This window comes from Streptomyces davaonensis JCM 4913 (genome assembly GCF_000349325.1).
Taxonomy (GTDB): Bacteria; Actinomycetota; Actinomycetes; order Streptomycetales; family Streptomycetaceae; genus Streptomyces; species Streptomyces davaonensis.
This window is the reverse complement of the sequence record NC_020504.1, coordinates 8583990-8598237: the sequence shown is the minus strand read 5'-3', so window position 1 is coordinate 8598237 and position 14248 is coordinate 8583990. Positions and strand designations below refer to the sequence as shown.

At 70.8% G+C, this 14248-nt stretch carries 21 protein-coding genes; all 21 read left to right on the top strand.

What is annotated here, in order from left to right; translation table 11 throughout:
- Window positions 1-115 precede the first annotated feature (115 nt).
- Window positions 116-565 (top strand): hypothetical protein, encoded by a 450-nt coding sequence (locus BN159_RS37925; protein WP_015662355.1) that lies wholly within the window; start codon window positions 116-118, stop codon window positions 563-565.
- 107 nt (window positions 566-672) lie between these two features.
- The gene (locus BN159_RS37920; RefSeq protein ID WP_015662354.1) at window positions 673-1089 is read left to right on the top strand and encodes a hypothetical protein; all 417 of its coding nucleotides are present in this window, start codon (window positions 673-675) and stop codon (window positions 1087-1089) included.
- A gap of 66 nt (window positions 1090-1155) precedes the next feature.
- Window positions 1156-1812 (top strand): tetratricopeptide repeat protein, encoded by a 657-nt coding sequence (locus BN159_RS37915; RefSeq protein WP_015662353.1) that lies wholly within the window; start codon window positions 1156-1158, stop codon window positions 1810-1812.
- Window positions 1809-2717 (top strand): hypothetical protein, encoded by a 909-nt coding sequence (locus BN159_RS37910; RefSeq protein WP_015662352.1) that lies wholly within the window; start codon window positions 1809-1811, stop codon window positions 2715-2717. Before BN159_RS37915 ends, BN159_RS37910 begins: the two co-directional genes overlap by 4 nt.
- A 21-nt stretch (window positions 2718-2738) precedes the next feature.
- Entirely contained in the window at window positions 2739-3449 is a 711-nt protein-coding gene (locus BN159_RS37905; RefSeq protein ID WP_015662351.1) for a hypothetical protein, read from the top strand.
- A 29-nt stretch (window positions 3450-3478) separates the two neighbouring features.
- Window positions 3479-4234: an immunoglobulin domain-containing family protein gene (locus BN159_RS37900; protein WP_015662350.1), complete on the top strand. Its 756-nt coding sequence runs from the start codon at window positions 3479-3481 to the stop codon at window positions 4232-4234.
- A gap of 27 nt (window positions 4235-4261) precedes the next feature.
- Complete coding sequence (locus BN159_RS37895; RefSeq protein WP_015662349.1) at window positions 4262-4666, top strand: hypothetical protein; 405 nt, start codon at window positions 4262-4264, stop codon at window positions 4664-4666.
- On the top strand, window positions 4663-5016 hold the full coding sequence (locus BN159_RS37890) for a hypothetical protein (RefSeq protein WP_015662348.1): 354 nt from the start codon (window positions 4663-4665) through the stop codon (window positions 5014-5016). The genes BN159_RS37895 and BN159_RS37890 overlap by 4 nt, the downstream gene beginning before the upstream one ends.
- 313 nt (window positions 5017-5329) lie before the next feature.
- Window positions 5330-5719 carry a hypothetical protein gene (locus BN159_RS37885; protein WP_015662347.1) on the top strand — a complete coding sequence of 130 codons (390 nt, stop codon included), beginning with the start codon at window positions 5330-5332 and terminating at the stop codon, window positions 5717-5719.
- Window positions 5716-6522 carry a DUF317 domain-containing protein gene (locus BN159_RS37880; protein WP_015662346.1) on the top strand — a complete coding sequence of 269 codons (807 nt, stop codon included), beginning with the start codon at window positions 5716-5718 and terminating at the stop codon, window positions 6520-6522. Before BN159_RS37885 ends, BN159_RS37880 begins: the two co-directional genes overlap by 4 nt.
- Window positions 6519-7346: a DUF317 domain-containing protein gene (locus BN159_RS37875; protein ID WP_015662345.1), complete on the top strand. Its 828-nt coding sequence runs from the start codon at window positions 6519-6521 to the stop codon at window positions 7344-7346. Before BN159_RS37880 ends, BN159_RS37875 begins: the two co-directional genes overlap by 4 nt.
- Before the next feature lie 98 nt (window positions 7347-7444).
- Complete coding sequence (locus BN159_RS37870) at window positions 7445-7813, top strand: hypothetical protein (RefSeq protein WP_015662344.1); 369 nt, start codon at window positions 7445-7447, stop codon at window positions 7811-7813.
- Window positions 7814-7846: 33 nt separating this feature from the next.
- Complete coding sequence (locus BN159_RS37865; RefSeq protein WP_015662343.1) at window positions 7847-8194, top strand: hypothetical protein; 348 nt, start codon at window positions 7847-7849, stop codon at window positions 8192-8194.
- Entirely contained in the window at window positions 8191-9009 is an 819-nt protein-coding gene (locus BN159_RS37860) for a DUF317 domain-containing protein (RefSeq protein WP_015662342.1), read from the top strand. Before BN159_RS37865 ends, BN159_RS37860 begins: the two co-directional genes overlap by 4 nt.
- Before the next feature lie 68 nt (window positions 9010-9077).
- Window positions 9078-9677 carry a hypothetical protein gene (locus BN159_RS37855; protein WP_015662341.1) on the top strand — a complete coding sequence of 200 codons (600 nt, stop codon included), beginning with the start codon at window positions 9078-9080 and terminating at the stop codon, window positions 9675-9677.
- Window positions 9678-9682: 5 nt separating this feature from the next.
- Entirely contained in the window at window positions 9683-10444 is a 762-nt protein-coding gene (locus BN159_RS37850; protein ID WP_231905671.1) for a DUF317 domain-containing protein, read from the top strand.
- 49 nt (window positions 10445-10493) lie between these two features.
- Complete coding sequence (locus BN159_RS37845) at window positions 10494-12284, top strand: type IV secretory system conjugative DNA transfer family protein (RefSeq protein ID WP_015662339.1); 1791 nt, start codon at window positions 10494-10496, stop codon at window positions 12282-12284.
- Between the two features lie 80 nt (window positions 12285-12364).
- Window positions 12365-13114 (top strand): hypothetical protein, encoded by a 750-nt coding sequence (locus tag BN159_RS37840; RefSeq protein ID WP_015662338.1) that lies wholly within the window; start codon window positions 12365-12367, stop codon window positions 13112-13114.
- A gap of 70 nt (window positions 13115-13184) precedes the next feature.
- A complete protein-coding gene (locus BN159_RS47250; RefSeq protein WP_015662337.1) occupies window positions 13185-13730 on the top strand; it encodes a hypothetical protein in 546 nt (181 codons plus the stop codon).
- Window positions 13731-13752: 22 nt separating this feature from the next.
- Window positions 13753-13986: a hypothetical protein gene (locus tag BN159_RS47245; protein ID WP_015662336.1), complete on the top strand. Its 234-nt coding sequence runs from the start codon at window positions 13753-13755 to the stop codon at window positions 13984-13986.
- On the top strand, window positions 13983-14171 hold the full coding sequence (locus BN159_RS37830) for a hypothetical protein (RefSeq protein WP_015662335.1): 189 nt from the start codon (window positions 13983-13985) through the stop codon (window positions 14169-14171). The genes BN159_RS47245 and BN159_RS37830 overlap by 4 nt, the downstream gene beginning before the upstream one ends.
- The last annotated feature ends 77 nt before the right edge of the window (window positions 14172-14248 follow it).

The following is a 14248-nucleotide window of genomic DNA, read 5'->3' as shown; positions in this document are numbered from 1 at the left end:
GGCACTCGATTTGAAGCCCCAGACCAGCAGCCCGACCTCGAACGTAACGCCCATCAAACGGAATTCCCCGGGGGTCCCTACGAGCTGGAAGATTGTCCACAGCTGTGGACACGAAGTGACGCACAACCTGTCCGACCGGGCCGCTGACCGGCGCGCTGGATTTGCCCGCTGGCTCGAAGGCCGCGACTGCACGGACTGCTGGAAGGCCGCCCGCGACGCCGACACGGAATCCAAGGAAGCCTGGCTCGCCGCCAAACGGGCGGAGGAGAAGCAGGCCGCCCGCGAGTGGGCCGAGCAGTTCGACATGCCGCCGCTCGAAGGGCCCGAGCGGGCCATCGACTGGGGCGAGCGTTCCCGTCACCAGCTCGTCACCGCCGCGTACAGCGTGCTGGTGAGCGAGGGCACCTGGGACGAGGCGGACTGGGCCGTCCTGGAGGACAAGATCCGCACGGTCTCCCGCGCCGGATGGTGGATCGATCAGCGGGACGCTGAGGGCTCTGACCTGCCCGAACTCCTGGACGCCGCCGCCTCGGACGACATCGGGACGGAGAACCCGTTCCGGTAGGACGCGGGGCTTTATACCCGACGATCCCCGGTTACCGAAACCGGGGATCGTCCGGATCCTTGTTCCTCCCACCGCCTCCCCGCGTACCTCGTGGAAGGAACCCAGCCGTGCCCGTTTCCCGCCATCCGCATGCCCCCGGTGACATCGTCACCCCCGACCGGGACATCCCCCATGCCCACTTCCGGCCCGGTGACCAGGTCGTCATTCTCAAGGGCACCTCCGGCAGCGAACTGTGGGGCGACGCCTACAAGGTCGTCACCCCCTCGTGGCACACCCCGACCGACGAGGACGGCTGGCGCCTGTACGACCCGGTCGGCGGCGCGCGCACGTACATCACCGCGCACCCGCGCTACCTCGTCCACCTCTCCAGCCGCTGTCCGGACTGCCTCATCTACCAGCAGGCGCTGCGCAGTTATCTGGTCCCGCGCCTGGCCGACGCCGGCGAGGACGTCGACTGCGGCTGGTACTCGCTCACCCACCTCAACCAGGTGGTGCACGTCGCTGACGCCCGGGGCGGCCAGTGACCCGGGCACTCGGAGCGCGCCGCAGCAAGCGAGTGGCCGACGCTGCTCGCCGAGGCACTGCGCGATGTGGAGGCGACGTGGCAGGAATCGGCCGAGGTGTGCGCCGACGTCGCCTGGCGAGCCCGCGCCGCCGGCAACAGCGCGCTGGTGCTGCTCACCCCCGGGCACGTCACCGACTCCAGCTCCGACCCCGTGATCTGGCGGACGTACCGGCACCTCTACCTCAGCACGCTGCGCTACGACTTCCGCTGCCGTGACATCGAGTCGCTCATGAACAAGGTGCCGGTGAGCGTGCTGAACGAGGACCCGTACAGCGAAGCCCTGTACGCCTTCTCGCGGTTGGGACAGTCACGCTCGGACGGCCTCGCCGTCATGCACCGTGTCCTCGTCGCCGCACCCGGCCACCCCAAGACCCTGCACGTCCTGCTGCACGGCGTGTGGCTGGGCACCTTCCTCCCCGGACGAGCACCCATGCTGCTGGCCCTGGTGGGGCTGCTCCCCGAGGGCGGGCTGGACGATCCGATCGCACTGTTCCGCATGGCCTCGGCCCGGCGCAGTCTGGGCCAGTATCCCGAGGCCCTCACCGCCATCGACCACGCCCTGGAGCTGCTGCCGCCCGGCGAACTCGCCGTCCACGCCGACCTGGTACGCGAACGCCTCCTGATCACGACGGCACACGATCTGGCCCTCCTCATCCCCAACCGCCCGGACCCCACTTCATGATCATCCGTATTGGACCGCGCGAACTCAGCGCCGGCGAGCCGCTCGCCGAAGCCCTCGGTCGCCCGGTCAGTGACCAAGAGGGTCTGACCGACCACACGGTGGTCGCCCACTGGGACAACCTGGACCTGTACTCCCCTCTCGACGAAGGGCAGTCCTGGACGGCCGCCGAGTTCGCCGAGCACCTGAACGACCCCCACTGGCACCACCCCGCCCCGGTCAGTCCGCACGGCGACCGGCCCGCCATCTGGCACGCGGCCGTGCGGCTGCACCCGGACGACCGTGAACTGACCGGCCCCGAGTGGTCCGAGATCGCCCACCGGATCGCCCGGGTCGCCGGCATCCAACGCCCCGGCGACGACCACGGCTGCCGCTGGATCGCCGTGCAGGCGCAGCCCGGCCGCCTCGATCTGATCGCCAACCTCATCCGCCCCGACGACACCTGGACCGCACAGCCTCACCGGCTGCACGCGCTCCTGTCCGCCGAGAGCCGACGCATCGAGGCCGAGCTGGGACTCATCTCGCCCCGTACCGGACCCGAGCCGCAACAAGCCTTCCAGCAGGCCCAGTTCGCGGGGCGCACCCGACAGGCCGGCACCGCCGACACCACGTCTCAACTTGCCGGGCTGCTGCGTCAGCTCGCCGACGAGCGCACCGGGCCGCTGGCCACCGTGCGCGGCCTCATCGAGCACGCGGCCCACCGGCTTGAGGGCCTGCCCGATGCCTACGGCCCCAACAACGCATACCAGTTGGAGATGGTCGCTCGCCGCCTGTACGGCATCCAGCAGAGTCTCGAATCGATGGCCGCTGCCCTGCCGGCCACCGCGCGGCCGAGCCCTGTACGGCCAACCCAGCCGCCCACGCCCGTCCTCACGACTGGCCCGACCGGCACCCGGCTTGCCCGCTGACCCATCTGAAAGAACACCTTCTTGGCCCTTGCCGATCGTTTCCTGACCCTGGGGCGCGACGTGCACTCCGGGGAAGTCCTCGCCCGCGGCGGGGATCCCGAAGCCCACAGCATCCTCCAACGGTCCGGCTTCGTCCCCGTCGTCCGCCTCCACGAGACCTACCACCGCCTGCCCGTCGGCCTCGACGAAGCTGAGGAGAAACGTCTCGCCACACGCGCCGTCGCCCGGCTGCGCGCCGTCAAATACGGTGTCGAAGCCGACGACGCCTTCGACACCGAGATGCGCGAGCCGCACTACCCGCCGCTTGGCTCCCAGGTCGCACACCTCGCCGAGCGGATCCGCGAGGCCACCACGAGCGACGAGGTCGCCGACGTCCTGACCGAACTGACCGCCTGCCACGACGGTGTGCTCATCGCCCTCGGCGAGGTCTTCGCGGCCACCGCCGCCTTCTATCAAGACCTCGGCCAACCGCCGGATCCGCACACAGAGAAGCGGCTGCAGTACCTGTCCGAGCACCGACTCGGCGTCCTGTGGTCCGACCTCGCGCACATGCGCAACGACCTCGCCGACCGGCACCAGGACCACCCCCAGCGCCGCGCGTGCACCGCCGAGATCGGACCGGACGAACGCGAAGCCTCCGCGGTCTGCGCCTGCCCGCCGCCACAGCCGCGCCTGGCCACCAGCCCCGTCGCCGTGCCCGCCGCCCCCGCACCGGCACACCCGCGGCGCTGACCCGTCCCCCTTCCCCTTTCGAGGAGCCCATGCACGACCCCACCCCTGACACCAGCCTCGGCTCATTCGCTGCCGTCCTCGCCGGCGAACTGCCCGGCGCCTGGACCAGCACCTACCACCCGGACCGTGGCGGCCTCAACGTCCACCACGTCCTCACCGACGCGGTGTGGGACATGAACGAGGTCGCCGAAGCACTGGCCAATAACAATGTGGACCACTGCGCCGTGCTGCAGCGGCACGACGGAACGCGCCTGTTCGTAGCTGAACCGCTCGGCCACGCCGAGGGATACCTCATCGCCGCGTTGGCCCCCGACGACGTACCGGCTGAGGCATTCCGTGGCGTACGCGAGCCCGACGGAATCGCAGTCGACGCCGACCCGTTCAGCGCGGCCGAGGACATCACCTTCGACCTCCTTCCCCGCTACTACGTCGCGGCCCGCCAGGTCTTCAGGAACGCCGAGCAGCTCACGGGGGCATCGTCTGCTCCAGAACGCCTGGTCATGACCTGGTCGGACGGTGCACTCATGGTCGACGAGCCCGACCGCGCCGACGTCACCCAGGTACTCACTGACCACGGCTTCGTCCTCGACACGGCGCGATCCGTCCTTGTCCTGTCGGGCGACGACACCGCCCGCCAGGCCGCCTCCGTACGAGCCAGCGGAGAGCGTCTGTCCGAGCTGGGCGTCGACACCGTGCTGCGTCATCCGCAGACGCGGCCCGCCCTGGGCACCACCCCCGTCGCGCCGCCCGCGACCTCGTCCGCGCCGTCTGCGCGGCGGCGATAGCCCCGACCGGCACAGGAGTAACCGCACGTGGGAAACCGTGCCGACGACGAAGGCACTGACGTCACGATCTACCGCAGGCCCCTCACCGATACCGTGCACGCCGACACCCCGACCGGCGCGCCCGAGCCGCTGCTCGCGCTCCTCGACAACCTCGGCTTCGAGCGCCGGACCCTGCCCACCCCCGGGCCCGTCTACGTCTGGCACGAAGCACCCGCCCACCTCGACGAGGACGCGAAGAAGCAGCTCGCCACCCATGCGGTGCCCTGGCTGCACAAGGCCGGATATGTGGTCCACATCTCCGATGACGTCTGGCACGCCGCCGCCTACACCGACGCCGCAACGGCCGTGCGCGACCACCGCGCCCCGGCCCCGCCAAGCGCGACAGCCGCCCTGCCCGCCACGGGCCGTCCGGCAGGGGCACGCAGCCGGTGAGTCTCGCCGATGACTACGACGTCGACGTCACCTTCTACCACCGCGACGGGACGATCTTCGTCGACACCCGCGCCGGTGCCCCCGAGGATCTCCTGGCCCTGCTCGACGGCCTCGGTCTCGACCGGCACGGCGCAGCGGACGACGTCTGGCATCAAGTCCCGGACGCGATGGACGAGATCGCCATGAAGACCCTGGCGGACCGGGCCGCGCCCCTGCTGGCCCGTGCCGGATTCCGGGTCGACATCGACGCGGGCCTCTTCGGCGGCACCGCCTACCGCGCCGCACTCGCCGACCAAGCAGCACGCCGACCACCACCGCCACCCGCCGCACAAGCACGCCGTGCACGCTGACCGCCCGACCATCGCCGGCCCCGGCCCTCCGGGGCCGGCCCCACCCTCCCCAGGAGCCCGCCGTCACTCACGAGCCCGACCGCACGCCCCCGCCCATCACGGCCAGCCGCAAACCTCGCCTGGTCACCGTCCTGTTCCGCCGCTACCTGCGCGCCATCACCGTCGGCAGCCGGGAGCGCACCATCCCGCTGGCCGGCGGACGCCCCGAGGCAGCCCTCGACGAGGCCCGCCGCCGCGACGCGTTCCTCCTCGTCGACAGCTACCGCATCCGCCACCACGACTAGCACCTCGAACCGGCCTGTTCAGGAGGCCCATGACCGACTCGAACCTTCCTTCCGTGCAGCTCGCTAACGCCATCACCGCCCAGCTCGGACAGCTCCGCCGCCACCTCGCCCTGGCCCCGCCGCACGAGGCCGCCCAGATCCTCGCCAATGTCCTGGACTACGACACCGGCCTCCTCGGTGAGGTCACCGACCTCGTCGAAACCGGCTCGCGTTTCGCGAAGGTCCACTCCGAGCGCGGCGTCCTGCCGCCCGAGGTCTGGCTCGCGCTGGGCCGCGCCGCCAACGAACTCAATAGCGTGGGTGCCGACCTCTACGAGCACACCGGCACTATCAAGCAGGTCGCCGCGCCCACCCCGCCGTCCAGCAGACCGGCCGCCGTGCCGGTCGCCTCCGCGATGGTCGTCCGGCGGCGCCGGTGAAGAAGAACAAGCAGTGGTCCGGCTGGGGCCCCACCGGTCAGCAGGCCCAGCAGCACTACCTCGTCGAGCCCCGCCACCTCGCCGGCGGCGGCGACCTGCGCCACGTCACCGAGTACCTGCGCGCCTCGGGCTGGAAGGACAAGTCCAAGACCGGCGGCCCCGTCGTATTCGACAGCCCCGACAAGTCCGTGCGCATCGGCTACGACCCGTACACCCAGCCCGGCGGCTGGACGATCAGCGGGAAGCAGACCAGGACGCAGGAGGCGTGGCACGCCACGCTCGGCCGGCAGGTCCCCGTCGAGATCGTGGCCGGAGTCACCGATGCACTGACCCGCCCGCGCTCCGCGCACGCTCCCAACGTGTGGGCGCCGCTGGAGGCACAGAGCTGGGAGACCGAGCGCGGACAGCACTTCACCGCCCGCAGCCCGGACGGGGACGCCGTCGTGCGCTTCCACCAGTCCGCCCCCGGACAGGCCCACTGGTGGGCCGGTGCCCGCAACGAGCACGGGACGGTATGGGAGGCGACGTTCACGCCGACCACGCCGATGCACCTGGTGCAGGCGTTCAGCACCGCGCTCGCCGACCCGCAGCCGGTGATGCGGCCCCTCGGCCATGTCCCGCCCTCGCAGAGAATCCGCACCACTTCGGTGTCCGTGCTGCCCTCGCAACTCAGCGCATGGCAGCAGGCCCGGATCACCGCCGCACGCGCCGCCACGTGGGCCAGCAACGCCTTCGCCACCAACAAGGCGCGCCCTCAAGGTCCCGGGGCCCGCCCGTACGCCAAGGCCGGGCGGATGCGGTGAGCCACGAACGCTTCTACTCCCGCGTCAACGGGCCCACCCTGTACCGCGTCAACGCCGTTCGCTGGCTGGACGAGGTGGCGCCGCGCCACCTGGCCGGCGGGGGCGACCCCCGGCACGTGACCGAGTATCTGCTCGCGTCCGGCTGGAGCAACCATTCGGTCCCGGGCTATCCGCATGTCCTGCTGGAAAGCCCCGACCGTAGGTTGCACTTCACGCTGGAACCCGAAGAGGACGAGTTCATGTCGTCCAGGCGCGTCCATCCGGCCCAGGGCCACGCGTGGTCGGCCCAGTTCGGCATCCACACTCCGGTAGAGATCATCGCGGGCTTCACCGACGCGGTGAACAGCGCAGGGCCACGGCCGGAAGAGGCCGAACTGTGGCGCCTCGCGGCCAGCCGCGGGTGGACCATGCGGCTGGCCGGCAGGGAGCGGGCCGCGCTGTCCCCGGACGAGACCGCCTACCTGTCCCGCGAATCCTCGCTCGCCGAAACACCCATCCATCGCTGGGCAGTTCAGGTCTCCGTGCCGCTCTCCGAGAAGCGGCACCGGTGGATCTGGAATGCCTCCATCGACGAAGCTGCTCCGCCCGCAGCCCTCACCGGGTTCATCGACGCTCTCACCGATCCCACCCCGCTGCTCCGCTCGGAGGGACAGGAACCGCGGCACGCTTTCGGCTTTCTCGACTCCCGCCGCAGCTTCGTCACACCGGAGCAACACCGAATGCAGCATCTGCGGCGCCTCGAAGCCGCACAGCGCACCGGCACGAACGCACCCGCCCCAGCACCGCCACTCCCCAGACCAGCTCGGCACAAGCGACATCGCTGACCCGGCGCCCGTACGCCCCGTCCGTACGCCAAGCCGGAGCGCGCGTCCGCCGCTGACCGTCTCACGTCAGCCCGCCGCCCAATCGAAAGTGCATCACCTTGACGCAGTCCCAAGACCTCTCGCCCGGTGGCGTTGAGGCCCTCACCGTCGAGCTCCTGCGCCTTAGCCAGCAAATCGACAGATCCGAACGCCCCGAGGATCTCGCCAACATCCTCGCTCCGATCGTCGACCGGAGTCACGGTGCACTCCACCTCATCGCCCAGATATTCGACGTGATCGCAACCACCTGTGCCGACTTCGCTCTCCAAGACTCCTACGTCAACGAACTGCAGGACCTCAGCTGCGACGCATACAGCGAGCTGACCAACCTCAGAGATCGCCTCAACGGACTCGACGAGCAGTTCCGCACCTTCTCCCCGAACGTCACACGCATACCCAGGGGACAGCGCCCAGCCCGGCCATGGTGAGCGCGGCCCCGTCACTTCCATCCAAGGAGATTGATGCCAACCCCCTCCGCCCCCAGCGTCGGCGACGTCGCGCAGGCGACCGCCACCCTGGCCCAGGTCCAGAACTACCTGAACGCCAATCCGTCCGTAGTCGACGTGCTGCCGCTGCTCGCCGTCCTCCTCGACGAGGACACCGGCGTGCCCATCCTGCTCGGCGACATCCTGCGCACCACCGCACGCCTCATCGCCCAGGAGGCGAAGACAGGCAGCGGCGAGATCCATCTGATCGTCACCGGGTTCCGGGAAGCCGCCCAGGAGGCCACCGACCTGCACGTCCTGCACTGGGACGTACAGCGCCTGAACGGTTACGCGTTTGGGCCCGCCAGCCCGCCAGCGTCGTGACACGTCCCTATATCGCCAGCGCAGCCGACGATCCCTGGTCGCGGATCTGGTGCGACACCACGCCCCGCCACCTCGCCGGGGCCGGCGATCCGCGCCACGTCACCCAGGCGCTGCGGGCCGGCGGGTGGAGGAACTTCGGCGACCCCGACTTCCCCCACGTCGTCCTGGCCAGCCCCGACTACCGGCACACGCTCGTCCTGGAGCCCACCCCGGACGCGTACGGCTCCTGGTGGCGGATCTCGGCACAGCAGTGGCATGCGTCCTTCGGCGGCAACACGCCCGCCGAGATCATCGCCGGATTCACCGACGCGCTCCTGCACTTCCCGCCCGAGGCCGAGCCGGATATCTGGCCGACGCTACAAGCAGCGGGCTGGACCTACGAGCGCGACGACCGGGGCAACGAGCACGCTCGCCATCCGGACGGCATCACCACCATGGAGCGATCGGCGACGCTGACCAGCGACTACTTCAGCTGGAAGGCCGAAGTCGCGCTGCCCACCGGGCTCGGCGGCCACCACCGGCTGTGGCACGGGTACTTCGATGACCGCACCCCGCGCCACCTGCTCGCCGGCTTCGCCGCCGCCCTCTCCGACCCCACGCCGGTCTCCCGTGGCCGCTACGACGTCCCGCACTCCCACCTGGTCACGCAGGTGGAACGCGGCGCCCAGGGCGAACAGCTTGCCGCCGCCCACGAAGCACGGCTGAAGGCCAGCCGGGCCGCCGCGCGCAAGGCACGCCGCAGCGCCGCGCCCACCGCCCGGCCTGCCTCGGCGCCCGACGCCGAGGCGAGCAGATCCGCGGCCCGGAGCCGCTGACCGTGTGGAGCGGGGCCCGGCCGCTCCACACACCGCCCTCATCACACCTACCTGCCCCCAGAGCCTCCTTGACCATCTCACTCGAACCCGCGGGCCCGGCGCACCGGCTCTATCTGAGTCAGCTCGCCCTCTATCTGCGGCACAGCCGGCAGATCCTCGCCGCCTGGGACCTCTATTCCGACCGGCACTCCGACCCCGAGACGTTCCAGCCCTACGACGAGGACGCGTACGGCCTGCGGCAGCAGAAACGCGACGCCGACACCCTGTCTGCGTTCGGCCGCGTGTACTACCACGCCGACGAACTCGTGCACGTCGCCGAACGACAGCTCGCCCAGCTGTCGCCCACCGACCGGACCCGGCGCTACGCCTGGCAGGTCCGAGAACTGCGGGATGCCACGCAGCGCCTCTATGCGGTCCACGACGACTGGCGGGCGGTACGCGCCGCGCTCCCCGAGAGCGCACGGCCCGGTACGAAGGCGTACGAGGAACCGCTCGCCGAGAGCTACGCGGAAGCCTGGTCCTACCTCGATCAGTGGGCCATCCACGGCCAGGCGCTCTTCGCCGTCGCCGCGCTGGCGCAGCGCCAGTCGACCGCACCCGCGCTGACCCTGCCCCCGACGGCGCCCGTGCACACGGCTGGCGCCATACCGTCCAGGGTCCGGCGGTGACGGGCGTGAGCGACACCGTCGAGCAGGCGTTCATCGCCCCGCGCTACCTCGCAGGGACCGGCGATCCCGGCTGGATCACGCAGCCGCTGCACCGGGTCTCCGGCTGGAGCTACGGGCATGACCCGTTGATACCGCGCGTCCTGCTCACCAGCCCGGACCAGCTCACGCAACTGCGTCTGGCTCCCGGCGATCCGGATGATCCGGACTGGTGGACCATCCGGAAGGCGCGTACGGCGGATCACCCCGCCTGGGCGGTCACCTTCCAGAGCCGCACCCCTGTCGAGATCATCGCCGCCTTCACCGACGCACTGACCGACCCGGACGGGCCGCCCACAGGTTCGTCCGACCCCTTTTCCGCATTGCAGGACGCCGGATGGGAAACGCCCCGGCACTTCGGCGGGCTCGCATCCCCGGACGGCATCACGCGCGTCGAGCAGCTCGGAACTCCCGGCAGCGACCTGTGGCACATCGAGACGGCCGTCATCCGAGACCCGACGATCTGGCGAGCCGTGTTCACCGGCACCACGCCACTGCACCTGATCACCGCCGTGACGCATGCGCTCGCCGACCCCGCTCCCATCATGCGCGACCCTCGCCGCATCCCGGGCTGGGCCCGCGACCGCATGACCGTGCACACCCGGCACATCCCCTCGACCGACGTCGCCTTCGCTCTGGAACGACGCATCAGCGCCCTCGCCGAGCGGCACCATCGCGCGACCGGCATTGCCCCCGCTCCGCCCGGACCGGCGCGAGGCCGCACGCGCTGACCAGTCCGTCGCGACCGGCCCCCTTCCTCCCTCATACCTGGAACAGCCCTTGCCCCAGCCCAACTCCACGTCCACCGACGGCTACGACATAGCCTTCAAGGTCCTCCTCGGCGCCATCGCCGTCGCCGTGCCCCTGTCCAACCTTGCCTGGCTCGGCGGCAATCTCACCGCCTGGGCCAGCGTCTCCCACGCCGCCCCCTACCAGCCGGTTCAGGCCCTCCTGCACCCAGACCAGCTGTGGCCGGACCTGAGCGGACCGTCCCTCCTGGTCGGCACACGCATCCTGCCCGGCGCCGTACTCGTCGCGCTCGGCATCACCGCCGCGGTGCTCTACAAGCGGCACCGAGGTGGCGGCAGCGGACGCAAGAAGCGCGTCGCCGGTATGGCCAAGCAGAAGGACATCGAGCCGCTGATGGCCAAGGCCATCACCGACAAGGCGCGCTCGCTGCGCCCGAGTCTGAAAGACGTCAAGCACATCGCCGCCGCCGACACCGGCATCCTCCTCGGCAATCTCCAGGGCACGCGGCATGAGGTGCGCATGGGGTACGAGGACGTCGCCGTCGCGATCATGGCGCCGCGGTCCGGTAAGACGACCAGCTTGGCGATCCCGTCGATCCTCAACGCGCCCGGCCCGGTCCTGCTCACCTCCAACAAGGCCGCCGGGGATGCCTACACCGCAACCCTTGATGCGCGGGCAGCCGTCGGCCGGACCTGGTCGATGGACCCGCAGCAGATCGCTCACGCAGAACGGGCCATGTGGTGGAACCCCTTGGCCGACGCCAAGACCCTCGACGGCGCGGGAAGGTTGGCCGGGCACTTCCTCGCCGCGAGCGTGGACGCGTCCCAGCAGGGCGACTTCTGGTCCAAGGCCGGCAGCAACATCCTGAGCCAGCTCTTCCTGGCCGCCGCGCTCGACGAGCGGCCGATCACCGACGTCATGGCCTGGCTAGCTTTCCCCGCCGACCGCACCCCGCTCGACATCCTGCGCGACCACAAGTTCGCCGCGGTCGCCGCCCAGCTCAAGGGCACGGTGGAAGGCCCACCCGAGACAAGGGACGGGATCTACGAGACGGCCCGCCAGTACGCCGCCGCCCTGCTGAACTCGGAGATCGCCGCCTGGGTGACCCCCCAGAAGGACGTGCCGGAGTTCACGCCGAGGACGTTCGTCACCTCGACGGACACGCTCTACCTGTTGTCGAAGGACGGCGGCGGAGGCGCCTCCGCCCTCATCGCCGCGTGTGCGGACAGTGTGATGCGAGCCGCGACCGCCCAGGCCGAGCGTGCTGGCGGACGCCTGGACCCGCCGATGCTCGCGATCCTCGACGAGGCCGCGAACGTCTGCAAGATCAGCGACCTTCCTGACCTGTACAGCCACCTGGGATCGCGCGGCATCATCCCGATCACCATCCTGCAGTCCTACCGGCAGGGCCAGAAAGTGTGGGGCGATGCGGGCATGGACGCCTTGTGGTCCGCGTCCACCATCAAGGTCATCGGCTCGGGTATCGATGACCCGGACTTCGCCGACAAGCTGTCCCGCCTGATCGGCGACCACGACGTCGAGACGACCTCCACCTCGACCTCGGAGTCCGGCAAGTCCACCTCCGTGTCCATGCGACAGGAACGCATCCTGGCCGCCGACGCCATTCGCGCCCTGCCCAAGGGCACCGCGCTCGCGTTCGCCACCGGCATGCGCGCGGCCATGCTCGACCTGCGCCCCTGGTATCTCGAGCCCGGCGCCGAAGCGCTCTCCGCCGCCTCCGCCCGCGCCTCCAAGGGCATCACCGCTCGCGCCATCGCCAAGGCCGCCCCGAAGCAGAGCGACTTCGGCCCTGCCGCCTAAGCACCCCGAGGCCGACAGCCCTACCCCACCCGACGGGAGGCAAGTCCCATCCGCTCCTGCCCAATCGCGCGGCGGCGCTCATGACCGAGCCGCCCGCCGAATCCCTGCTCTTCGACGTGCCGCCACCGCTCACGCCCGTCGAACGGCTCCTCCACCTGGCCGACCAGTACACCCAGCACAACGACGCGCTCGACCTCCTCCTTGTGGCACCCGACCCTCCGGCACCGGATGCCCACGCCTCCTCCGCGCAGCGTCTGGCCACCGACACCCAGTCCGCCGTCAAGGCGATCCACGGCGAACGTCTCTATGAGAGCGTCGAGTTGACCGAGACGGTCATGCGGCTGAGGCAGCTCGTCTTCCTTGCCAGCGCCTCGGTGGACTTCAACGTCCGGGCCGCTCGCGAGCTGACCGCTCTGGCCCCGGAAGCCGCTGTCGGCTGCGCCGTGACGCTGGCGGGCGAGACCCGTCGGCGCCGCTGGGCCACTGCACCGGCCCCCGGCGACCGGCTGACCGCCTCGCACCGCACGGCCCTGGCCGAGATCGCCTGCGGACACGTCGTGGCCAGCAGCTCTCTGGGCCGCGAATTCACCCGCTCCCGCGAGCCCAAGGTGCTGATGAGCACCCTGCGCGCCCTGGAGACCAAGGGTCTGGTCGAGAGAACCGCCCGCTCGGCGCCCGCCGCCTACGTCGGCGGCCCGCCCCTGGACCGCGTGCGCCTCACCTCGGCCGGCATCACCGCCCTCGCCTCGGTCATCGACGCGCCTCCCGGGCTTCGCACCGCGCCCGGAACCACGCCCCGCCCCCTGCCCGCCACCGCCCGAAGCCGCTGAACCACACAGGAGCCATCCCATCCCCACGCCCCCACTCGACCTGAACGAACAGGTCCGCCAACTCAGGCAGTTGGCATACGACTTCGAAGCCATCAAGGCGCGCGTACGCGACATCTCCTACACGCCCGGCACGGACGCGCTGCACCACATCAGCCCCCTGCTCCTCCAGGCGCAGGACCTCACCGCAACCGCCCTGGTGCGCCTGACCGCGCTCAACAACAGCACGTACACGAACATCGCCGGTAGCCGGGCCGGCCTGGAGCTGCTGGCCTCGGTCGTGTCCTCGTCATCGCTCGCCGGCACCGACCTGGCCCACGTCGTGCTCGCCAACCCCTACGAGGGCGCGCAGTTCGCCGGCTACCCGGCCGACAACGAGGCAGTACGCACCGTCCGTCACGCCGAGGCCATCCCGCAGATGAACGGCCACCTCGACGATGCCGTCCACCAGCTCGACCTGTGCGCCATCGGCTGCCACTACCTCGCCCACGGCATCAGCGAGGACCTGGCCCGCGCAGGAGGACAAGCCGGCGGCCGTACAGCAGACGACGGGCCCCGCTCTGACTCCGGCCCAGTACGACGCCCTCACCGCACTGAACAGCGGGGGCCGCCTGTATGAGAGCACCACCCGAGGGCTGGGCGTGACCCGGGTCGCCACTGACGACGGCACGCGTGTCTCCATCGCCACCTTCCGGGCCCTGGCCAAACGCGGCCTCGTCACCGGCGACACCGGCACGCCCTTGGTCATCGGCCAGAAGATCACCGTGACCGAGCAGGGGCAGCAAGCCCTGGCCCGGCCGCGCCCCCACGCCTCGCTGCGTACCGCAGTGGCCGCCCCGCCCAAGGCCGCGGTCGCGCAGGGCGTCCACCGGTGACCGCGTACGCGCCCGACGAACGGGTCATGGTCTCCCCGCGGTATATGGCCGGCGCCGGTGACCGGCTCGCCGACGCGATCGCCCCGCTGATTCACCTCTTCGGATGGCCCGCGCAGCATGACGCCGCCACCGGACACGTCAAGATCGACAGCCCCGACGGCAGCGTGCCGGCCTCGACGAGGTAAGCCCCGCCTTCGCCTCACCCTGCGCCCCGTCTACGGCCCCGGCCCCGCCAGCGCCTCTCGCGCACCGCACCTTCGCT

Coding starts and splice junctions, on each gene's coding strand:
- BN159_RS37910 (WP_015662352.1), top strand. CDS start 1,809: ATGATCATCCGTATTGGACCGCGCGAACTCAGCGCCGGCGAGCCGCTC.
- BN159_RS37900 (WP_015662350.1), top strand. CDS start 3,479: ATGCACGACCCCACCCCTGACACCAGCCTCGGCTCATTCGCTGCCGTC.
- BN159_RS37885 (WP_015662347.1), top strand. CDS start 5,330: ATGACCGACTCGAACCTTCCTTCCGTGCAGCTCGCTAACGCCATCACC.
- BN159_RS37865 (WP_015662343.1), top strand. CDS start 7,847: ATGCCAACCCCCTCCGCCCCCAGCGTCGGCGACGTCGCGCAGGCGACC.
- BN159_RS37840 (WP_015662338.1), top strand. CDS start 12,365: ATGACCGAGCCGCCCGCCGAATCCCTGCTCTTCGACGTGCCGCCACCG.